The sequence below is a fragment of the Streptomyces antnestii genome, from assembly GCF_004005495.1.
Taxonomy (GTDB): domain Bacteria; phylum Actinomycetota; class Actinomycetes; order Streptomycetales; family Streptomycetaceae; genus Streptomyces; species Streptomyces antnestii.
Window position 1 is genome coordinate 217,447 of record NZ_RZYA01000006.1, and the last position, 20,050, is coordinate 237,496.

Here is a 20,050-nt window from a genome sequence, read left to right on the forward strand (position 1 = left end):
CCAGTTCATGCCAGACCATGCCAGTTCACCGGTCGCCCCCGCTGCCACTGTCATCCCTCTCACACATTGTCCCTACCTGACGGACTCCCGGAACGGACGACAAGTTCCCGGCGTCTCAAAAGGCGGAGGGGGGCACTGTCGGCTTCCTCCCGGCCCATGACGCATCATGGGATGATCACACCGGAGCCTGGGGCTCCCGCTGCCCGAGGAGACACCCCCGCATGACCAAGCGACACGGTTATGCCCTGCTCGCCGCACTCACCGCTGTGGTCCTCATGATCTCGGCCGCCATCTACCTGGGCGTCTCCGGCGCCTACGACGGATCGAGCAGCACGGTCAGCGCGGGTCCCCGGCACCCGCAGAACTCCGCGGCGCCCGCCTCCACCGGCACCTGGTCGGGCAGCTGGTCGGCCTCCCCCGCGGGCGGCGAGCCCGGCACGGAGACCTTCGGCCTCGCGGGCCGCTCCGTGCGCAACATCGTGCACACCAGCATCGGCGGCACCAGCGCCCGCGTCACGTTCTCCAACCTCTACGGGCAGCAGCCCCTCAGCATCACGCACGCCTCGGTCGCCGTCGCCGCCGCGCCCGACAGCCCGACCGCCTCACCCGGCACGCTGCGCCGCCTCACCTTCGGCGGCAACACCTCGGTCGTCATCCCGCCCGGCGCCCAGACCGTCACCGACGCCGTACGGATGAGCGTCCCGCACGACGCGGACATGCTGGTCACCAGCTACTCGCCGACCCCGTCGGGCCCGGTCACCTACCACCCGCAGGCCCGCCAGACGTCGTACGTCGCCCAGGGCGACCGCACGGAGGACGCGGGCGGGCTCGCGTACACCGAGCAGACCCCGTACTGGCGCTACGTCACCGCTCTCGACGTCCTCAGCAACGAGTCGTACGGCACGGTCGTCGTCATCGGCGACTCGCTGACCGACGGCGTCACCTCGACCCTCGACGCCAACCACCGCTGGACGGACGTCCTCGCCGGCCGGCTGCGCGACGAGACCGGCGCGGCCCGCTACGGCGTGGTCAACCAGGGCATCAGCGGCAACCGCATCCTGTCCGACGGCCTCGGCCGCCCCGCGAACAACCCGAGCGGCCTGTCCCGCTTCGACCGGGACGTCCTCGGCCGGTCCGGCGTGAAGGCCGTCGTGATCGCGCTCGGCATCAACGACATCCTCCGCAACCCGCACCAGACCGACCCCGACAAGATCGTCGAGGGCCTGCGGGAACTGACCCGGCAGGCGCACACGCGCGGCCTGCACGTGGTCGGCGCGACGCTCATGCCGTTCCAGGGCCACCGCGGCTACGAGCCGCGCCTCGACGGCGTGCGCCAGGCCGTGAACGCGCAGATCCGCTCGGGCAAGGTCTTCGACGAGTTCGTCGACTTCGACAAGGCGCTGCGCGACCCGTACAACCCGCGCAGGCTCCTGCCCTCGTACGACTCGGGCGACCACCTGCACCCGAACGACGCGGGCTTCCACCGGATGGCGGACACGTTCAACCTGGCGGCGCTGCGGGGATCGACTCCGGCCGAGCTGTAGGGCGGGTCGGCAGGCGCGGGCGCCGTTATCGCTCGCCCCCTTCGCGCCGGGCGCGGGCGCCGTTACCGCTCGCCCCGCCACCGGTCACCCTGTGAGCGATCACCCTGTCACCGGTCGCCCTGTCAACGATCGCCACCGGTCACCGCGTCAGCGATCGCCCCGTTCGCGGCGCTCGCGGCGCTCCTCCGCCCGGTCCCAGGCCCGCTCGCGCCGCTCCTCGTGCCGTTCATGGCGGCGCTCGTGGCGGTCGGCGCGCAGGTCGTGGCGCCCCTCGATCCCGCGCGGGCGCCCGGCCTTACGCTCCAGCTTCTCCTGCCGGCGCTCCTCCTTGAGGCGCAGCTTCTCCTCACGCGTCACCTTGCGCTCGACGCCGACGCCGCCCCAGAACGCGAACCCGTTCACGACGACGCGGGGCGCGCCCGGGTCGCCCCGCACGCCTTCCTCGCGGTGGTCGAAGCCCCCCATGATGCCGATGCCGCGCACGACGACCTCGACGCCGGGCGGTACGACGATGTTCATCCCGCCCATGATCGCGACGCAGCTGATGACGACCTCACCGTCCGCGAAGTCCGCCTCGCGCAGATCGAGCTCGCCGCCGCCCCAGAACGTGAACGCGGTGAAGCGGCGCGGCACCGTCCACCGCCCCCGGCGCTGGAACCCCGACATCACCGCGGCGGCCCACGTCGACGTCGGCTCCCCGCCGATACGCGAGGACCAGTCCACGGCGCCCTCGGGCAGCGGCGACTTCACCATGTTCACGGGCGCCGGGGCGCCGCCCGCGACCGGCAGGTCGCGCGTGATCGGCTCCAACTCGCCGTACGTGCGCGCCTTGTACGTCGCTTCGAGCCGCTCCTCGAACTCCTCCATGTCGAGCCGGCCCTCCGCGACGGCGTCCCGGAGGGCCTCGGCGACCCGCTCGCGGTCGGCGTCGGAGGCGCGCAGCATGGGCAGGTCGGGGCGTTCGTCCGGGCGTTCGTCCGTCATACGTCCCAGCCTACGAGGGAACGCCCGTTCGCCACAGGTTCACCGGCCGACCGGGCACCCGCTTCACCGGCCGACCGGGGCACCCGCTTCGCCGGGCCTCTCCGGCGACGGCGCCCGCGCGTACATCCGGGCGATGACGGCCTCGATGTCGGGCTCCCGCACCGAGAGGTCCACCAGCGGATAGGCGGCGGCGATCCGGGCCACGAGCGGCGCCGCCGACTGCGCGGCCGGGAACGCGAGCCACTGCCGCGGCCCCTCCACCTTCACCACACGCGCCGACTCGACCTGAACGGGCGGCAGTTCGCGCTCCAGGTCGACCACGAGGGTGCGCTCCCCGTCCCCGAACGCGTGCAGCCCGCTCAGCTCGCCGTCGTACATGGGGCGGCCGTGGTCGATGACCATCACGCGTCGGCACAGCTGCTCGATGTCGGTCAGGTCGTGCGTGGTGAGCAGGACCGTCGTGCCGCGCTCGGCGTTCAGGTCGCGCAGGAAGCCGCGCACCTTCGCCTTGGAGACGATGTCGAGGCCGATGGTCGGCTCGTCGAGGTACAGCACCTCGGGGTCGTGCAGCAGGGCCGCCGCGATGTCGCCGCGCATGCGCTGCCCGAGGGAGAGCTGCCGGACCGGGGTCTCCAACAGGCCGCCCAGTTCCAGGAGTTCGACACACCGGTCGAGGTTCTCGCGGTAACGGGCGTCCGGGATCCGGTACATGCGGTGCATCAGCCGGTACGAGTCGATGAGCGGCAGGTCCCACCACAGGGTCGTCCGCTGCCCGAACACCACACCGATCCGCCGCGCGAGACGCGTCCGCTCCCGGGAGGGCTCGATGCCGGCGACGCGCAGCCGGCCGGCGCTCGGCGTCAGGATGCCGGTGAGCATCTTGATCGTCGTCGACTTGCCCGCGCCATTCGGCCCGATGTAGCCGACCATCTCGCCGCGCGGCACGCTGAAGGTGAGCGAGTCGACCGCCCGTACCTGGTGCCGCTCGCGCCGCAGAAGGCCCGCCCTGCGGCGTACGTCGAAGACCTTCTCCACCCCTTCGACGTCGATGAAGTTCTCTGTGAAGTCCTGTGTCACACGCGTCAGCTCCCGGTACTGCGGTACGAACGGACACCCGCGCGCCAGGCCAGGCCCGCGAGCGCGCAGCTCCCGGCGGCCACCAGCGGCGGGGCGAAGGCGAGCCACCACGGCAGGCCGAGCGGATAGGGGCGGCCGAGCACGTACAGCGCGGGCAGCCAGTTCACGAAGGCCAGCGGCACGACGAACGTCACGCCGATCACGAAGTCCCTCGCGAACACCGTCGGCGGGTACTGGAGCAGCGTCACACCGCCGAACGTGAACGCGCTCTGCGCCTCCGCCGCGTCCTGCGCCCAGAACTGGAACGCCGCCCCGGCCACGTACACCGCGCCGAAGATCGCCGCGCCGCTGAGCAGCATCACCGGCATCAGGAGCAGCTTCGCGGGGGTCCAGTCGACGTCGAGGCGGGCGAGGGACCAGCCGAGGACGAGGACGCCCTGGAGGAGGCGGCCGATGCGGCGCAGGCCGAAGCGGTCCGCGGCGACCTGCACGAGTACCGGGGCGGGGCGTACGAGGAACGCGTCGAGGGTGCCGTCGCGCACCCGCATACCCAGATCGTCGACGGAGCCGAGGACGAAGGTCGTGATCCCGAAGGAGACCGAGGCGGTCCCGTACAGGAAGGCGGTCTGCGCGAAGCTGTATCCGCCGAGCGACGTGGCCTGCGAGAACATCATCCAGATCACGACGAAGTCGAGTGCTGTGACAAGGAAGTTGACGAGGAGCGCGAGCGCGAACGACGTGCGGTAGACCAGGGTGGAGCGGATCCACATCCCGGCGATCAGGCCGTAGACCCGCACGCTGCCGCTGACGTCAGCCACCTTGGAGGACCACCTTCCGGGTCGCGGACGACTGCAGGAGCCGCCCGGCCGCGAGCAGGACGACGGCCCATCCGGCCTGGAAGGCGTACGCCCGAAGGAGGCCGTCCGCGCCGGAGCGGGCGCCGAGAAGGATGTCGGCGGGCATCTGCAGGAGCGCCGCCCACGGCAGCACCCGCGCGAGGTCGCCGAGCGCGCCGGGCATCGCGTTCAGCGGCAGCAGAAGGCCCGTGAAGAACATCCCCACCACACCCCCGAACTGCAGGACCCCCGTCCCGTCGATCAGCCAGAACGCGGCCAGCGCCAGCACGTACCGGATCGCGAAACTCACCACCACGGCGAGCGCCACCGCCACCAGGAACTCCAGCCACACCACCGGATCGCCCGGCAGCGCGAGCGGGAAACACAGCGCGCCCACCGTCAGCGGCACCACGCCCCGGCTGAACAACTGGAAACCGGCCCGGCCCAAGTCGCTGGCCAGCCACCACAGTTGGAGGTCGACCGGCCGGTACAGGTCCACCGCGATGTCCCCGTTGCGGATCCGCGCCACCATGTCGACGGCGAACCCCGCGTTGAACATCGACAGGGCCTGCGCGAGCGCCTGCCCGATCCACACGTACGTGAGCGCCTGCGCCTCGTCGTACCCGCCGAGCCCCGGCCGCTCGTCCCACAGCGCCATGTACGTGTACGCGACGATGAACCCGAAGACGGTGTTCGTGAACACGCCCGCCGCGGTGGCCGAGCGGTACGTCGCGTACCGGCGGAACCCTCCGGCGACGACGGCCGCGTACAGCCGCAGCGTTCCCGACGCCCCCGACGTCCCCACAGACACACCTCCGCTCCCGGCCAAAACGCAGGAGCCTAGCGAGGAAGGGGGCACCCTGCCACGCATTTTCGGCCGCGACATACGTGACGTACGGGGCGGAACGGGAGTTCCACAGGGCATGAGCGACGAGCCGCAACAGCCTGCCACCCCGGGCGAGCCCGCCAAGAAGGGCAGGAAACCCAGACGCCCCCGGCGCAAGGGCCTGCGCCGACTGATCCCCACCTGGCGCCTGCTCCTCGGCACCGTCCTGGGCGTCCTGCTCGTGTGCGCCGGCCTGTTCGCCCTCGGCTACTTCCTCGTCCACATCCCGCCCGCCAACGCCGCCGCCACCGCGCAGAGCAACGTGTACCTGTACGCCGACGGCAGCCAGCTCGCCCGCGACGGCGAGGTCGACCGCGAGAACGTCTCCCTCACCCAGATCCCCAGAGCCGTCCAGCGCGACGTACTCGCCGCCGAGGACCGCGAGTTCTACGGCGAGTCCGCCATCGACCCCATGGCGATGGTCCGCGCCGCCTGGAACACCCTCACCGGCAAGGGCAGACAGTCCGGCTCGACGATCACCCAGCAGTACGTGAAGAACTACTACCTCGGCCAGGAACAGACCGTCACCCGCAAGGTGAAGGAGTTCTTCATCTCGATCAAGCTCGACCGCGAGGAGAGCAAGGACGACATCCTCGAGGGCTACCTCAACACCAGCTACTTCGGCCGCAACGCCTACGGCATCCAGGCCGCCGCCCAGGCCTACTACGGCGTCGACGTCGAGCACCTGACCACCGCCCAGGGCGCCTACCTCGCGGCCCTCCTCAACGCCCCCAGCGCATACGACGTCGTCGCCCACCCCGAGAGCAGGCCGCAGGTCGTCGCCCGCTGGAACTACGTTCTCGACGGCATGGCGAAGGAGCGCTGGATCAGCGCCTCCGACCGGCGCGGCATGACGTTCCCGATGCCCGCCGACGCCAGGGGCCCCGCCGGGATGTCCGGCCAGCGCGGCTACCTCGTCCAGGCCGTCAAGGACTACCTCACGGCCCACAAGGTCATCGACGAGGACACCCTGGCCACCGGCGGCTACCGCATCACCACCACCCTCCAGAAGACGAAGCAGGACGCCTTCGTCAAAGCCGTCGACGACCGCCTCATGTCCGGACTCGACAAGAAGAACCGCCCCGCCGACCGCAACGTCCGCGCCGGCGGCGCCGCCATCGACCCGGCCACCGGCAGGGTCCTCGCGATGTACGGCGGCATCGACTACACGAAGCAGTACGTCAACAACGCCACACGCCGCGACTATCAAGTCGGCTCCACCTTCAAGCCGTTCGTCTTCACCGCGGCCGTGGAGAACGCCTCCACCACCCAGGACGGCCGCACCATCACCCCCAACACCGTCTACGACGGCACCGACCAGCGCCCCGTACAAGGCTGGAACGGCGGCCACTACGCCCCCGAGAACGAGGACAACGTCGACTACGGCCCCCTCACCGTCCGCACCGCCACCGACAAGTCCGTCAACGCGGTCTACGCACAGATGGCCGTCGACGTCGGCTCCGACAAGGTCGAACAGACCGCCGTCGGCCTCGGCCTCCCGCCGGACACCCCGGACCTCAACGCCTCCCCCTCCATCGCGCTCGGCCCCTCCACCGCCTCCGTCCTCGACATGACCGAGGCCTACGCCACCCTCGCCAACCACGGCAGACGCGCCACGTACACCCTCGTCGCCGAGGTCGCCAAGGACGGCGAGAAGCTCGGCCTGCCGAAGCGGTCCACGCAACGGGCCGTGAGCCGCGAGTCCGCCGACACGACCACGTCCGTCCTGCAGAGCGTCGTCGAGGGCGGCACCGGCACCGCGGCCCAGGCCGCGAACCGCCCCGCCGCCGGCAAGACCGGCACCGCCGAGGAGGACACGGCGGCCTGGTTCGCGGGCTACACCCCCGACCTCGCCGCCGTCGTCGCCGTCATGGGCCAGGACCCCGCCACCGGCGCCCACACCCCGCTCTACGGGGCGCTCGGCCTGGCGCGTATCAATGGCGGCGGCTTCCCCGCGCAGATCTGGGCCCAGTTCACGAGGGCGGCGCTCAAGGGCACCCCGGCCAGGGACTTCGACCTGCAACTGGAGTCGGGTGCCGACCAGCCCCCGGACCCGTCGGCCGCGCCGGACTCACCCGGGACGGGGCCGACGCCCGGCGGGCCCTCCTCCCAACCGCCCTCGCAGCCCGCCTCGTCCGGCCCCCCGGCCACGGCACCCACCCCGGCGGCACCCACCCCCGAACTCCCGACCCAGGTACCGGAACCCGCGACCGGGACGGTGGACGACCTCTTCGGCGACTCAGAACAGTGACTGACCCGGCGCATCTGGTGGCTTCTCTAGCAGCGCTTCTAGTGGCCGGACGTCGCCTTCAGGCCCACGATCGCCACGATCAGCAGCACGATGAAGAAGATCCGCGCGGCCGTCGCCGGCTCACCCAGCACCAGCATGCCGACGACGGCCGCACCGGCCGCGCCGATCCCCACCCACACGCCGTACGCCGTACCGATCGGCAGGGTCTTCGCGGCATAGGAGAGCAGCACCATGCTCGCGACGATGCCCGCGCCGGTGAACACACTCGGCCAAAAGCGGGAGAACCCCTCCGTGAACTTCATGCCGATCGACCAGCCGACCTCGAGAAGTCCGGCGATCACGATGAGAACCCAGGCCATGACAGGCACCTCCGTCAGTTGGATCAACAGGGGGTGCGTCGTCTTTGCGGAACCCGGTACGGCGCGTCTCGTCGGGGTCCCTCAAAAGTAGCAACGGAACGGCAAGGGACAAGCAAAAAGGGCTGGTGACAACGGTCACCAGCCCCTCTGACCACCAGCGCTGTCTACAGATAAAGGCCGGTCGAGTCCTCCGACCCCTCGAACCGGTCCGCGGCCACCGCGTGCAGGTCGCGCTCGCGCATCAGCACGTACGCGACACCCCGCACCTCGACCTCGGCCCGGTCCTCCGGGTCGTACAGCACCCGGTCACCCGGCTCCACCGTGCGCACGTTCTGCCCGACGGCGACGACCTCCGCCCAGGCCAGGCGCCGCCCGACCGCCGCGGTCGCCGGAATCAGGATGCCGCCACCGCTGCGCCGCTCGCCCTCGGCGGTGTCCTGCCGTACGAGCACACGGTCGTGCAGCATGCGGATCGGCAGCTTGTCGTGCTGGTTCTTCTCGCTCACGCCCCGAAACCTACCTGTCGCAGCCGTACCCGTACGCGGAAGGGTCAGCCCTTTCGGCGACGGGAGTTCACGGCGAGCAGGCCGACGACACCGACCAGCACGACCGCCACCGGCACGATGCGCTCCAGACGCGGCGCGCCCTCCTCGGAGACGAACTGCCCCTTCACGTCCGACACCAGCCGGTTGGCGCCGACGTACGCCCGTCCGAGCGTGTGGTCGATGCCGGCGACGAACCTGGCCTTGGCGTCCCCGACGATCGTCTTCGGGTGCACCCGCACCCCGATCTCGTCGAGCGTCTCGGCCAGCGTCTCGCGACGGCGCTTTATGTCCGCCTCGATCTGCGCCGGGGTCCGGGTATCCGACGTTCTCGACGTGTCCGACACCGCGCTGCCTCCATGGTCGCTGTTGTGGCACTGGTCGTGGACAGTCTGTCAGCTCGGCGCCCGACGCACCCCACGGCACCCCCATTACGCTCAGGTCCCGTACCCGTATCCCGTACGAGGAGTCCCACCATGAGCGAGCGACTGACGACCGGCGACACCGCCCCCGCCTTCACGCTGCCCGACGCCGACGGCAACGAGGTCTCCCTCGCCGACCACAAGGGCCGCAAGACGATCGTCTACTTCTACCCCGCCGCCCTCACGCCCGGCTGCACCAAGCAGGCCTGCGACTTCACCGACAACCTGGAGCTCCTGGCGGGCGCGGGCTACGACGTCATCGGCATCTCCCCCGACCAGCCGGAGAAGCTCGCGAAGTTCCGCGAGAAGGAGCACCTCAAGGTCACGCTCCTCGCCGACCCCGACAAGAAGGTCCTCGACGCGTACGGCGCCTTCGGCGAGAAGAAGAACTACGGCAAGACGTACATGGGCGTGATCCGCTCGACGATCGTCGTCGACGAGGAGGGCAAGGTCGAACGAGCCCTCTACAACGTCCGCGCCACGGGCCACGTCGCAAAGATCATCAAGGACCTGGGTATCTGACCCCACCCCCGCCCTCCCGCACACGGCCCGCCCCGGACTCCGGAGCGGGCCGTTCCGCATTCCGTGCGTGACGGTCCGATTTTCGGATCGTTAGTCCGTACGAGGTCACGAACTGGTGACCAGGGAGGGAGGACCGGATGGCGGGATTGCGATACACGCGGGAGCTGCTGGAGGAGGCAGCTCGGGAGACGCGCACGTGGGACGAGGCGGTGCGGTGGTGCGGGGGTGAATCGACTCGGTACAGCAGGCGGTATGTGCGGCAGAAGATGGTGGAGGCGGGGATCGACATCTCGCGCTTCCCGACGCGATCAGTACGGCACACCGAGTCAGCGCTACGTGCGGCCGTCGAGGCATCGACCAGCATCAAGGAAGTCGTTCACCGGCTGGGCATCAGCAATGTCGGCGGCAATCAAGCCCACATCAGCCGCCGCATCCGTCAGCTGGGCATCAACACCTCGCACTTCTCTCGCGCTGCACGCCGCCCAAGAACTGCGCGCGGCGACATCCTCACACTTCGATCCCCCGACGAGGGAAGAGTGCACGGGGTGCGGCTGCGCCGGGAACTAGTCCGGCGCGGAGTGCCAGACCGGTGCGCCCTCTGCGGCGGCATCGATTGGAACGGAGAACCCATACCGCTGGAAGTCGACCACATCGACGGAAACTGGTGGGACAACCGCCTCGAGAACCTGCGGCTTCTGTGCCCTAACTGCCATGCGGTGACGGACACTTACCGGGGTCGGAAGCGAGGCCGGGCATGAGCAAGTATCCGCGGGAACAGCTCCAGGCCACCGCGGCCGCCTCCACTAGCCTGGTGGATCTGATGCGGCGCCTCGGCACGCCCATGGGCAGCAGGCCCAGCGCCTACCTCCGGCAGCGGCTGACCCACTACGGCATCGACACCACACACTTCGAGGACGAGCCCTTGCCCGAGCGCCCTCGTTATTCGTATTCCCGGGAAGTGCTCGCGGAGGCAGCCACCAGCTCCACAAGCATCCGCGCGATGTTCATCCACATGGGTATCCCACCGGAGGACGGGCCGTACGGGCTCATCAGACGGAAGCTGGAGAGGTTCGACATCGACACCAGTCACTTCGCTCCGCCCCGCGGCACACGCCTCTTCCCCGAGCCGGAGATCACTCGGGCAGTCGCCGCCTCCCGCAGCCTGGCCGGACTCATGCAGCGACTGGGGCTATCACCCGACAGCGGCGCAGCCCGGACCAAGGCCAAGCGGAGTATCGACGAATACGGCCTCTCGACCGAGCACTTCGTCGGCCAGAGCCACAACGCCGGCCACACCCCAGCCACTCGACGGAGCGCCTCCGAGATCCTTGTGCGACTCGAATCCGGAGCGCCACGAGTACGGACCCGACTCCTGCGCAGAGCCCTCGACGACATCGGGCGCACCCGTGCCTGCTCTGTGTGCGGACTGGGCGAGACTTGGCTCGGCAAGCGGCTCGTGCTGGAGATCGACCACATCAACGGAATCCCCGAAGACAATCGCAGCGAGAATCTGCGGTACCTGTGCCCCAACTGCCACGCAATGAGCGGGACTCGGCGCAGCACCGGCAGGCACGCCCCCGTCGCGGCCAACGTCGCCGTACACTGACGAGGCGGAATACAGCGAGCGAGCTAGATGTCCGTTTTGACGCGGTCGTGGCGAAATAGGCGATACGCGCGGGTTTTAGGTGCCCGTGGGAGAAATCCCGTGAGGGTTCGAATCCCTCCGACCGCACACACAAGGGCGCTCCCCGGCAGGGAGCGCCCTTCCTCGTGCGCGGCCGGGACTCAGCCCAACAGCTCCCGCACCACCGGCACAAGCGCCCGGAACGCCTTGCCGCGATGCGAGATCGCGTTCTTCTCCGCCGGGGTCAGTTCCGCGCATGTGCGGGTTTCGCCGTTCGGCTGGAGGATCGGGTCGTAGCCGAAGCCGTTCGTGCCGGACGGGGCGTGGCGGAGGATGCCGCTCAGGTGGCCCTCGACCACGCGTTCCCGGCCGTCCGGGAGGGCGAGCGCTGCCGCGCAGGCGAAGTGGGCCTTGCGGTGGTGGTCGTCGTCGATGTCGCCGAGCTGGGCGAGGAGCAGGTCGAGGTTGGCCTTGTCGTCGCCGTGACGCCCTGCCCAGCGGGCGGAGAAGATGCCGGGGGCGCCGTTCAGGACGTCCACGCACAGGCCCGAGTCGTCGGCCACGGCCGGGAGGCCGGTCGCCTGAGCCAGGGCGTGGGCCTTGAGCAGGGCGTTCTCGGCGAAGGTGACGCCCGTTTCCCTGACGTCGGGGATGTCGGGGTAGGCGTCCGCGCCGACGAGGTCGTGGGGCAGGCCTGCGTCGGCGAGGATCGACTTGAGCTCGGTGATCTTGCCGGCGTTGCGGGTGGCGAGGATGAGGCGGGTCATGCCCCCAGTATCGCGGGCGGGGTCAGGGGGCTCATGGGGATCAAGGGGATCAAGGGGTGCAGACCTTGGTGAGTTCGCCGGCGGCGTCCGTGACCGGGGTGATGTCGGGGGTCTCGTCGCCGTTCTTGATGGCCGTACGGACGTTCCCCACGGCCTTGTTGAGGTCGTCGACGGCCTTGGAGACGTCGGCGTTGTCCGTCTTGTCGCTGATCTTGCCGAGGTTCCTGTCGATGGAGTCGAGTGCCTCGTCGGCCTGTGTCGGGTCGTTCGCCGCGTTCTCGACGGCCTGCTGCAGGTCCGTGACGCTGTCGGCGATGGAGTCGGCGGTCTGGACGCAGTCGAGTGCCTTGTCGACGGCGCCGCATCCGGTGGCGGCCGTCGCGGCGATCAGGGCCGCGGTGACGGCGAGTGCGGCGGTGCGGCGGCGGTGTCGTGGGCGCGCGGCCATGGAACGGTCCCTCCCCTTGTGTGCGGACGGGCGCACGGCGAGGTGCCGTACGCCCGTCCGTAGTGACGCTGTCCGCGTCTTCGGGGTTGCTACCCCGCTTGGCGCGCTCTTTACCGTTCGAGGGTGGCCTCGAGTGCCGCGCGCTGGGCGGCGGTGAGGTCGGCGCAGCCGGTGACGGCCAGGTCGAGAAGGGAGTTGAGCTCGTCGCGGTGGAACGGCTCGGCCTCGGCGGTGCCCTGGACCTCGACGAAGCGGCCGTCGCCGGTGCAGACGACGTTCATGTCGGTGTCGGCGCGGACGTCTTCCTCGTAGCAGAGGTCGAGGAGGGGGATGCCGCCGACGATGCCGACGGAGACGGCGGAGACGGTGCCGGTGAGGGGCTGGCGGCCGTGCTTGATGAGCTTCTTGTTCTGGGCCCAGGTGACGGCGTCGGCAAGGGCCACGTAGGCGCCGGTGATGGCCGCGGTGCGGGTGCCGCCGTCGGCCTGGAGGACGTCGCAGTCGAGGACGATGGTGTTCTCGCCGAGGGCCTTGTAGTCGATGACGGCGCGCAGGGAGCGGCCGATGAGGCGGGAGATCTCGTGGGTGCGGCCGCCGATCTTGCCGCGGACGGACTCGCGGTCGCCGCGGGTGTTGGTGGCGCGCGGGAGCATCGAGTACTCGGCGGTGACCCAGCCTTCTCCGCTGCCCTTGCGCCAGCGCGGGACGCCTTCGGTGACGGAGGCGGTGCAGAAGACCTTGGTGTCGCCGAAGGAGACGAGGACGGAGCCTTCTGCGTGCTTGCTCCACCCGCGTTCGATGGTGATGGGGCGGAGTTGTCCGGGGGTGCGGCCGTCGATGCGAGACATGGAACGAGCCTAGCGGGAACGGCGAAGGCCCCGTTCCGGGTGTCCGGTGCGGGGCCTCGACAACGTCTGGGGTGAGCGGGTCAGGCGCTCACATCATGTCTTCGATGTCGGAAGCGATGGGGTCCGCGTCGGTGCCGATGACGACCTGGACGGCGCTGCCCATCTTGACGACGCCGTGGGCGCCGGCGGCCTTCAGGGCGGCGTCGTCGACCAGGCTGGGGTCCTCGACTTCGGTGCGCAGGCGGGTGATGCAGCCCTCGACCTCCACAATGTTCTCGATACCGCCGAGGCCGGCGACGATCTTCTCAGCCTTGCTGGCCATGTGTTCTCCCTGACTTTTCTCACGGCCCGCCGTGGGCCCGCTTTGTCACGGTAACCCACGGTTGGACCATCTTCACGGGCGGTTGCGCGACCCGTACCGAATGATGACGATCACGGCGCCATGCCCGCATGGACCGGTGCCCACCGACCGGTCCCGCAACTGGTCTACACCAGTTTTCAACGACCGCCAAACGTGGCCTGTTCCGGGAGGACGCCCATGAGCGCTGACAGTGCGGCCGTCTACAAACCCAGCCCGTGGAGCCACGCGTTCCAGGGGCTGCAGAAGATGGGGCGCAGCCTGCAACTCCCCATCGCCGTACTGCCCGCCGCCGGCATCCTCAACCGGCTGGGCCAGCCGGACGTCTTCGGCGTCGACGGCCTGGGCTGGACCGACGTCTCCAAGGTGATGGTCGGCGCCGGCTCCGCCCTGCTCGACGGCGCGCTCGGCCTCCCCCTCCTGTTCTGCATCGGTGTGGCCATCGGCATGGCCAAGAAGGCGGACGGCTCCACGGCGCTCGCGGCGGTCGTCGGCTTCCTCGTCTACTTCAACGTGCTGCGCCAGTTCCCGGAGGACTGCGCGAAGGGCTCCAAGCCGGTCGCCACGGGCTGCCAGTTGGTGACGGACCACTCGGTCACGGCGTTCACGTATCAGAATCCCGGTGTCTTCGGCGGCATCGTCATGGGGCTTCTCGCCGCGTTCCTCTGGGCGCGGTTCCACCGCACGAAGCTGGTCGACTGGCTGGGCTTCTTCAACGGCCGCCGCCTCGTCCCGATCATCATGGCGTTCGTCGGCATCGGGTTCGCGGCGCTCTGCCTGTGGGTGTGGCCGCCCATCGGTTCGGCGCTCCAGAGCTTCAGTGACTGGCTCGTCGGTCTCGACTGGCTGGGCTCGGGCATCTTCGGTGTGGCGAACCGCGCGCTGCTCGTGGTCGGCCTGCACCAGTTCCTGAACGTGCCCATCTGGTTCCAGTTCGGGTCGTTCACGAAGCCGGACGGCACGGTGGTCCACGGTGACATCAACATGTTCCTGGCGGGCGACCCGCACGCGGGCCTTTTCACCACGGGCTTCTTCCCCATCATGATGTTCGCGCTGCCGGCCGCGTGCCTGGCGATCACGCACGCCGCCCGCCCGGAGCGCCGCAAGGTGGTCGGCGGTCTGATGCTGTCGGTCGCCCTGACGTCGTTCGTCACCGGCATCACCGAGCCGATCGAGTACTCGTTCCTGTTCGTGGCGCCGGTGCTGTACGTGATCCACGCGATCCTCACCGGCGTGTCGATGGCGGTGACATGGGGCCTCGGCGTGCACGACGGCTTCAGTTTCTCGGCGGGTCTGATCGACTACGTCATCAACTGGAGCCTGGCGACGAAACCGTGGCTGATCATCCCGATCGGTCTCTGTTTCGCGGTGGTGTACTACGTGGTCTTCCGGTTCGCGATCACGAAGTTCGATCTGAAGACTCCGGGCCGCGAACCTCCGGAGGAGGTCGAGGACGTCACGAAGGCCTGACGCCCGCCGTCCCCCACATAGACCTCCGGACCACCTGGTCCGGGGGTTTTGTTTCGCGCTGTCGCATATGACCGACCGCACAGGGATCCCTCAAATTCGCAGGTTCCTTATCTGACCTTCACCGTGCTACAACAGGTCTACACCACTGAGTGGTGTAGACCATAAGGCTGCTGCCCACCCCCCTCTTTCCACTCCGTGACCCGGCAGCACCCCCGCACATGGAGGAAGTTGATGAGCACCGCCAGCGCTACGGCGGCTCCCGCGAAGAAGCGGGGATCCGGCCTGTTCCAGGGACTCCAGAAGGTGGGCCGCAGCCTGCAGCTGCCGATCGCGGTGCTGCCGGCCGCCGGCATCCTGCTCCGTCTCGGGCAGCCCGACGTGTTCGGCGACAAGGGCCTCGGCTGGGACAAGGTCGCCGCCGTCTTCGCGACCGCGGGCAGCGCCGTCTTCGACAACCTGCCGATGCTCTTCTGCATAGGCGTGGCCATCGGCTTCGCCAAGAAGGCCGACGGCTCCACCGCGCTCGCGGGCCTGGTCGGCTTCCTGGTCTACAGCAACGTGCTGAAGGCGTTCCCGGTCACCGAGGCCGTCATCAACACGACGAAGAACAAGGGCGTCGACGTCGCCGCGACGTACAACAACCCGGGTGTCCTCGGCGGCATCATCATGGGGCTGCTGGCCGCGGTGCTGTGGCAGAAGTTCCACCGCAAGAAGCTCGTGGACTGGCTCGGCTTCTTCAACGGCCGCCGCCTCGTCCCGATCATCATGGCCTTCGTCGGCGTCATCATGGGCGTCTTCTTCGGCCTCGTCTGGGAGCCCATCGGTGAGGGCATCTCCAGCTTCGGCGAGTGGATGACGGGTCTGGGCGCCGGCGGCGCGGGCCTGTTCGGTCTGATCAACCGCGCGCTGATCCCGGTCGGCATGCACCAGTTCGTGAACACCGTCTCGTGGTTCCAGCTGGGCGACTTCACGGACGCCACCGGCGCGGTCGTGCACGGTGACCTGAACCGCTTCTTCGCGGGCGACCCGACCGCCGGTCAGTTCATGTCGGGCTTCTTCCCGATCATGATGTTCGGCCTGCCGGCCGCGGCCATCGCCATCGCGCACTCCGCGCGGCCCGAGCGCCGCAAGGCCGTGATGGGCATGATGGTCTCGCTCGCCCTGACGTCCTTCGTGACGGGCGTGACCGAGCCGATCGAGTTCTCGTTCATGTTCATCGCCCCGGTGCTCTACGCGATCCACGCGGTGCTCACGGCGGTCTCGATGGCCGTGACCTGGGCGCTCGGCGTGCACGCCGGCTTCACGTTCTCGGCGGGCTTCATCGACTACGCCCTGAACTGGAACCTCGCGACCAAGCCCTGGCTGATCATCCCGATCGGTCTGGTCTTCGCGGTGATCTACTACGTGCTCTTCCGCTTCGCCATCACCAAGTTCAACCTCACCACCCCGGGCCGCGAGCCCGAGGAGGAGATCGAGGACCTCACCAAGGCGTGAGCCTCACGGCCGCACAGGTATACGGCCGCCCGGACATGACGAAGGCCCCCGGAACCGAGTCGGTTCCGGGGGCCTTCGTCATGTCTGGGCCCGTGTTCGTACCGGGCGGCTCAGATCTCGTACACCCGCCCCGCCGCAGCCAGTTCGGCCGGGCCGTCGTACGCGGCGCGGGCGTCCGCGAGGTTGATCTGCGGGTCCGTCCACGGCGGGATGTGGGTGAGGACCAGGCGGCGGGCCCCGGCGCGGGCCGCGGTCTCGCCGGCCTCCCGGCCGTTGAGGTGCAGGTCCGGGATGTTCTCCTTGCCGTACGTGAACGCCGCCTCGCACAGGAACAGGTCGCTGTCCGCGGCGAGTTCGTCGAGCGCGGAGCACGCGCCGGTGTCCCCGGAGTACGTGAGCGACCTGCCGCCGTGCTCGACGCGGATGCCGTACGCCTCGACCGGGTGGCACACCCGCTCCGTGCGCACCGTGAACGGGCCGATCTCGTGCCGGCCGGGCTTGACGGTGTGGAAGTCGAAGACCTCGCTCATCGAGGACGCGGAGGGCGTGTCCGCGTACGCCGTGGTGAGGCGCTGTTCCGTGCCTTCCGGGCCGTAGACCGGGATCGGGGCGCAGCGGCCGCCGTCGTGGCGGTAGTAGCGCGCCACGAAGTAGCCGCACATGTCGATGCAGTGGTCGGCGTGCAGATGGCTGAGGAAGATCGCGTCGAGGTCGTAGAGACCGCAGTGGCGCTGCAGCTCGCCCAGGGCACCGTTGCCCATGTCGAGTAGCAGCCGGAAGCCGTCGGCCTCGACGAGGTAGCTCGAGCAGGCCGAATCCGCGGACGGGAACGACCCCGAGCAGCCGACGACGGTGAGCTTCATAAGAGCCGGAACCTCCGCGCTGGCGGTCAGAGAGCGGTCAGGGAGCGGGTGGGGAAACTGGTGCGGGAACTGATGTGGTGAGGGGTCGAGCGGTCCGTCGAGCGTAAGGCGCAAAAGGGCGGGTCGCTCCTCCGTCGTGGGCCGTTGTGGGAGAACTCACCTGTGCTGTCACCGGTTCGGGGGGCGTACGCCCGGTGCGGCGCGGCGCGGGTGCCACCGGTACCGTCGTCCTCATGGACACGTCCTGGTGGCTGGCGCTCGCCGCCGTCCTGCTGCTCGCGCTCGTGGCGACGCTCGTCGACGGCTGGGGGCGCGGGCATCGTCGGCCCGGCGGCCGGACCCGCCCGCCCCGGGGTCCGCGCGCGGGCGGGACGCGGCCTCGGCCGGGTGAGATCTGGTGGGCGCTCGTGCCGTACGAGGACGGGCCGGGCGGGAAAGACAGGCCGTGCCTCGTCCTGGCGGTGCGCCGGCGGCGGGTGCGGGTCGCGAAGATCACCAGCAAGTACCACGACGAGCGGGCCGGGGTGATCGCGCTGCCGCCGGGGTCGGTGGGCGACGCGCACGGCCGGCCGAGCTTCCTGGAACCGGACGAGCTGCGTGAGGTTCCCGTGGGGGATTTCCGGCGCAGGGCGGGCCTGGTGGATCCGGCGGTGTGGGACCAGGTGCGCCATCTGGCGCGCTGAGGTCCGGGGGCGCCGCCCCCGGACCCTCGCGGCTCTTCAGTGATTCCTCAAGGCCCAGAAGTGATTCCTCAGGCCCAGAGCTGGCCGTGCAGCGTCTCGATCGCCTCTTCCGTCGTCGCCGCCGTGTAGACGCCGGTCGACAGGTACTTCCAGCCGCCGTCGGCGACCACGAAGACGATGTCGGCGGACTCCCCCGCCGCGACCGCCTTCTTGCCCACACCGATCGCCGCGTGCAGCGCCGCTCCAGTGGAGACGCCCGCGAAGATGCCCTCCAGCTGGAGGAGTTCACGGGTGCGGGTCACCGCGTCGGCCGAGCCGACCGAGAAGCGGGTGGTGAGGACGGAGGCGTCGTAGAGCTCGGGGACGAAGCCCTCGTCGAGGTTGCGCAGGCCGTAGACCAGGTCGTCGTAGCGCGGCTCCGCGGCGACGATCTTGACATCGGGCTTCTGCTCGCGCAGATAGCGGCCGACGCCCATGAGGGTGCCGGTGGTGCCGAGGCCGGCCACGAAGTGGGTGACGGACGGCAGGTCGGCGAGGATCTCGGGGCCGGTCGTCGCGTAGTGGGCGCCCGCGTTGTCCGGGTTGCCGTACTGGTAGAGCATCACCCAGTCGGGGTGCTGCGCGCTCAGTTCCTTCGCGATGCGGACGGCCGTGTTGGAGCCGCCGGCCGCGGGCGAGGGGATGATCTCGGCGCCCCACATGGCGAGCAGGTCCCTGCGCTCCTGCGAGGTGTTCTCCGGCATGACGCACACCATGCGGTAGCCCTTGAGGCGGGCCGCCATGGCGAGCGAGATGCCGGTGTTGCCCGAGGTCGGCTCGAGGATGGTGCAGCCGGGGGTGAGCCGGCCGTCCTTCTCCGCCTGCTCGATCATGTGGAGCGCGGGGCGGTCCTTGATCGAGCCGGTCGGGTTGCGGTCCTCGAGCTTCGCCCAGATCCGTACGTCCTCGGAGGGCGAGAGCCGCGGCAGCCGCACCAGGGGCGTGTTGCCGACCGCGGCGAGCGGGGAGTCGTAACGCATCCCGATCAGGCCATGCCGCCGGCCACGGCCGGCAGGATCGTGACGTTGTCGCCGTCGGCGAGCTTGGTGTCGATGCCGTCGAGGAAGCGGACGTCCTCGTCGTTGAGGTAGACGTTCACGAAGCGGCGCAGCTTGTCGCCGTCCACGATGCGGGCCTGGATGCCCGTGTGGCGGGACTCGAGGTCGGCGAAGAGCTCGGCGAGCGTGTCCCCGCTGCCCTCGACGGCCTTGGCGCCGTCGGTGTAGGTGCGGAGGATGGTGGGGATGCGGACCTCGATGGCCATGGCTGGGCTCCTGTTCGGAAGAAGTCAGGTGGTAGGCGCGCGGCGGCGCGGGGCGTTGCCTGGGGTACGTGGTCGTGCATGGGTGCGGCGCCGCGGCTCACTGCCGTCCGGCGAAACCCTTCAGCGGATACAGATGGCGCTGGCGAGGCGGCACAGGTCGACGTGAAGGCGCGCCACGAGCAGCATGCCCGGCGTCTTGTCACTCACGTCATGAAGAACCATGGGCTCATCGTATCGATTCCCGGCCCGGATCCCAGAGTGTGATCTCACGATGTGGTCGATTTCCGTCCGATGAGCGAGACGGCTACGGGGTGACCTCGACCTCTTCCTCCGTGACGACGCCGTCGACGATGCTGAACGAGCGGAACTGGAAGGGGCCCGCGTCGTCGGTGTCGGCGGTGGAGACGAGGACGTAGTGGGCGCCCGGCTCGTTCGCGTACGTGATGTCGGTGCGGGAGGGGTGGGCCTCGGTCGCGGTGTGCGAGTGGTAGATGATCACGGGCTCCTCGTCCCGGTCGTCCATCTCGCGGTACAGCTTCAGCAGGTCGCCCGAGTCGAACTCGTAGAACGTGGGCGAGCGGGCGGCGTTGAGCATCGGGATGAAGCGCTCGGGCCTGCCGGTGCCCGCCGGTCCCGCGACGACGCCGCACGCCTCGTCGGGGTGGTCGGCGCGCGCGTGGGCGACGATCTGGTCGTAGAGGGCCTGGGTCAGGGTCAGCATGGGGCTCAGGATAGACAGACGGGCCCTCCCGTACCGGAGTGCGGTACG

23 protein-coding genes, 1 tRNA gene, 1 pseudogene and 1 riboswitch are annotated in these 20,050 nt (G+C 69.7%); of the genes and pseudogenes, 9 read left to right on the forward strand and 16 right to left on the reverse strand.

Annotation, left to right across the window (positions count from 1 at the left end):
• Positions 1 to 221: 221 nt before the first annotated feature.
• Complete coding sequence (locus EOT10_RS15540) at positions 222 to 1,544, forward strand: SGNH/GDSL hydrolase family protein (RefSeq protein ID WP_127828782.1); 1,323 nt, start codon at positions 222 to 224, stop codon at positions 1,542 to 1,544.
• A 147-nt stretch (positions 1,545 to 1,691) separates the two neighbouring features.
• On the opposite strand, the gene EOT10_RS15545 is transcribed toward EOT10_RS15540, so the two are convergent.
• The 4 genes from EOT10_RS15545 to EOT10_RS15560 all read right to left on the reverse strand — a co-directional run bounded on the left by EOT10_RS15545 (position 1,692) and on the right by EOT10_RS15560 (position 5,219).
• Positions 1,692 to 2,528: a DUF1707 SHOCT-like domain-containing protein gene (locus tag EOT10_RS15545; RefSeq protein ID WP_127828783.1), complete on the reverse strand. Its 837-nt coding sequence runs from the start codon at positions 2,526 to 2,528 to the stop codon at positions 1,692 to 1,694.
• 63 nt (positions 2,529 to 2,591) lie between these two features.
• The gene (locus EOT10_RS15550; RefSeq protein WP_189491587.1) at positions 2,592 to 3,605 is read right to left on the reverse strand and encodes an ABC transporter ATP-binding protein; all 1,014 of its coding nucleotides are present in this window, start codon (positions 3,603 to 3,605) and stop codon (positions 2,592 to 2,594) included.
• Between the two features lie 5 nt (positions 3,606 to 3,610).
• Positions 3,611 to 4,375 carry an ABC transporter permease gene (locus EOT10_RS15555; RefSeq protein WP_127828938.1) on the reverse strand — a complete coding sequence of 255 codons (765 nt, stop codon included), beginning with the start codon at positions 4,373 to 4,375 and terminating at the stop codon, positions 3,611 to 3,613.
• Between the two features lie 40 nt (positions 4,376 to 4,415).
• Positions 4,416 to 5,219: an ABC transporter permease gene (locus tag EOT10_RS15560; protein ID WP_127828937.1), complete on the reverse strand. Its 804-nt coding sequence runs from the start codon at positions 5,217 to 5,219 to the stop codon at positions 4,416 to 4,418.
• Positions 5,220 to 5,364: 145 nt separating this feature from the next.
• On the opposite strand from EOT10_RS15560, the gene EOT10_RS15565 reads away from it, so the two are divergent.
• Positions 5,365 to 7,578 carry a transglycosylase domain-containing protein gene (locus tag EOT10_RS15565; protein WP_127828784.1) on the forward strand — a complete coding sequence of 738 codons (2,214 nt, stop codon included), beginning with the start codon at positions 5,365 to 5,367 and terminating at the stop codon, positions 7,576 to 7,578.
• A gap of 38 nt (positions 7,579 to 7,616) precedes the next feature.
• Here EOT10_RS15565 and EOT10_RS15570 read toward each other — a convergent pair whose 3' ends face one another.
• The 3 genes from EOT10_RS15570 to EOT10_RS15580 form a co-directional block, all read right to left on the reverse strand.
• Positions 7,617 to 7,937, reverse strand: a complete 321-nt coding sequence (locus EOT10_RS15570) for a DMT family transporter (RefSeq protein WP_127828785.1) — start codon at positions 7,935 to 7,937, stop codon at positions 7,617 to 7,619.
• A 32-nt stretch (positions 7,938 to 7,969) separates the two neighbouring features.
• A riboswitch (guanidine-III (ykkC-III) riboswitch) is annotated at positions 7,970 to 8,032 on the reverse strand.
• A gap of 69 nt (positions 8,033 to 8,101) precedes the next feature.
• Positions 8,102 to 8,404 (reverse strand): GroES family chaperonin, encoded by a 303-nt coding sequence (locus EOT10_RS15575; protein WP_086749165.1) that lies wholly within the window; start codon positions 8,402 to 8,404, stop codon positions 8,102 to 8,104.
• 83 nt (positions 8,405 to 8,487) lie between these two features.
• Positions 8,488 to 8,826, reverse strand: a complete 339-nt coding sequence (locus tag EOT10_RS15580; protein WP_127828786.1) for a DUF3618 domain-containing protein — start codon at positions 8,824 to 8,826, stop codon at positions 8,488 to 8,490.
• Between the two features lie 129 nt (positions 8,827 to 8,955).
• Here EOT10_RS15580 and bcp point away from each other — a divergent pair, with 129 nt between their 5' ends.
• The 4 genes from bcp (at position 8,956) to EOT10_RS15600 (ending at position 11,155) form a co-directional block, all read left to right on the forward strand.
• Complete coding sequence (gene bcp, locus EOT10_RS15585) at positions 8,956 to 9,423, forward strand: thioredoxin-dependent thiol peroxidase (protein ID WP_127828787.1); 468 nt, start codon at positions 8,956 to 8,958, stop codon at positions 9,421 to 9,423.
• 137 nt (positions 9,424 to 9,560) lie between these two features.
• Positions 9,561 to 10,181, forward strand: coding sequence for an HNH endonuclease signature motif containing protein (locus tag EOT10_RS15590; protein ID WP_127828788.1), 621 nt, complete (start codon positions 9,561 to 9,563; stop codon positions 10,179 to 10,181).
• Complete coding sequence (locus EOT10_RS15595; protein ID WP_127828789.1) at positions 10,178 to 11,029, forward strand: HNH endonuclease signature motif containing protein; 852 nt, start codon at positions 10,178 to 10,180, stop codon at positions 11,027 to 11,029. Before EOT10_RS15590 ends, EOT10_RS15595 begins: the two co-directional genes overlap by 4 nt.
• Positions 11,030 to 11,070: 41 nt before the next feature.
• Positions 11,071 to 11,155: transfer RNA gene (locus EOT10_RS15600), tRNA-Leu, on the forward strand.
• Positions 11,156 to 11,208: 53 nt separating this feature from the next.
• On the opposite strand, the gene rdgB is transcribed toward EOT10_RS15600, so the two are convergent.
• From rdgB to EOT10_RS15620, 4 genes and pseudogenes are all read right to left on the reverse strand, one after another.
• A complete protein-coding gene (gene rdgB / locus EOT10_RS15605) occupies positions 11,209 to 11,814 on the reverse strand; it encodes an RdgB/HAM1 family non-canonical purine NTP pyrophosphatase (RefSeq protein WP_127828790.1) in 606 nt (201 codons plus the stop codon).
• Positions 11,815 to 11,863: 49 nt separating this feature from the next.
• Entirely contained in the window at positions 11,864 to 12,262 is a 399-nt protein-coding gene (locus EOT10_RS15610; protein WP_127828791.1) for a hypothetical protein, read from the reverse strand.
• A 110-nt stretch (positions 12,263 to 12,372) separates the two neighbouring features.
• Entirely contained in the window at positions 12,373 to 13,110 is a 738-nt protein-coding gene (gene rph, locus EOT10_RS15615; protein ID WP_127828792.1) for a ribonuclease PH, read from the reverse strand.
• 88 nt (positions 13,111 to 13,198) lie between these two features.
• Positions 13,199 to 13,441 (reverse strand): annotated as a pseudogene (locus EOT10_RS15620) (PTS sugar transporter subunit IIB); the annotation flags it as partial.
• 207 nt (positions 13,442 to 13,648) lie between these two features.
• On the opposite strand from EOT10_RS15620, the gene EOT10_RS15625 reads away from it, so the two are divergent.
• Together EOT10_RS15625 and EOT10_RS15630 are read left to right on the forward strand one after the other, a co-directional pair.
• Positions 13,649 to 14,938, forward strand: a complete 1,290-nt coding sequence (locus EOT10_RS15625) for a PTS transporter subunit EIIC (RefSeq protein WP_127828794.1) — start codon at positions 13,649 to 13,651, stop codon at positions 14,936 to 14,938.
• A 231-nt stretch (positions 14,939 to 15,169) separates the two neighbouring features.
• Entirely contained in the window at positions 15,170 to 16,432 is a 1,263-nt protein-coding gene (locus EOT10_RS15630) for a PTS transporter subunit EIIC (RefSeq protein ID WP_127828795.1), read from the forward strand.
• A 110-nt stretch (positions 16,433 to 16,542) separates the two neighbouring features.
• Here EOT10_RS15630 and EOT10_RS15635 read toward each other — a convergent pair whose 3' ends face one another.
• On the reverse strand, positions 16,543 to 17,295 hold the full coding sequence (locus EOT10_RS15635; RefSeq protein WP_127828796.1) for an MBL fold metallo-hydrolase: 753 nt from the start codon (positions 17,293 to 17,295) through the stop codon (positions 16,543 to 16,545).
• Between the two features lie 233 nt (positions 17,296 to 17,528).
• Between EOT10_RS15635 and EOT10_RS15640 the strand changes: the two genes are divergently transcribed.
• Positions 17,529 to 17,978: a type II toxin-antitoxin system PemK/MazF family toxin gene (locus EOT10_RS15640; protein WP_127828797.1), complete on the forward strand. Its 450-nt coding sequence runs from the start codon at positions 17,529 to 17,531 to the stop codon at positions 17,976 to 17,978.
• A gap of 68 nt (positions 17,979 to 18,046) precedes the next feature.
• On the opposite strand, the gene EOT10_RS15645 is transcribed toward EOT10_RS15640, so the two are convergent.
• From EOT10_RS15645 to EOT10_RS15660, 4 genes are all read right to left on the reverse strand, one after another.
• Positions 18,047 to 18,997: a PLP-dependent cysteine synthase family protein gene (locus EOT10_RS15645; RefSeq protein ID WP_127828798.1), complete on the reverse strand. Its 951-nt coding sequence runs from the start codon at positions 18,995 to 18,997 to the stop codon at positions 18,047 to 18,049.
• Positions 18,998 to 19,002: 5 nt separating this feature from the next.
• Positions 19,003 to 19,281 carry a MoaD/ThiS family protein gene (locus EOT10_RS15650; RefSeq protein ID WP_127828799.1) on the reverse strand — a complete coding sequence of 93 codons (279 nt, stop codon included), beginning with the start codon at positions 19,279 to 19,281 and terminating at the stop codon, positions 19,003 to 19,005.
• Between the two features lie 120 nt (positions 19,282 to 19,401).
• Complete coding sequence (locus EOT10_RS42860) at positions 19,402 to 19,503, reverse strand: putative leader peptide (protein WP_317617344.1); 102 nt, start codon at positions 19,501 to 19,503, stop codon at positions 19,402 to 19,404.
• A gap of 82 nt (positions 19,504 to 19,585) precedes the next feature.
• A complete protein-coding gene (locus tag EOT10_RS15660; RefSeq protein WP_127828801.1) occupies positions 19,586 to 20,002 on the reverse strand; it encodes a M67 family metallopeptidase in 417 nt (138 codons plus the stop codon).
• Positions 20,003 to 20,050: the final 48 nt, after the last annotated feature.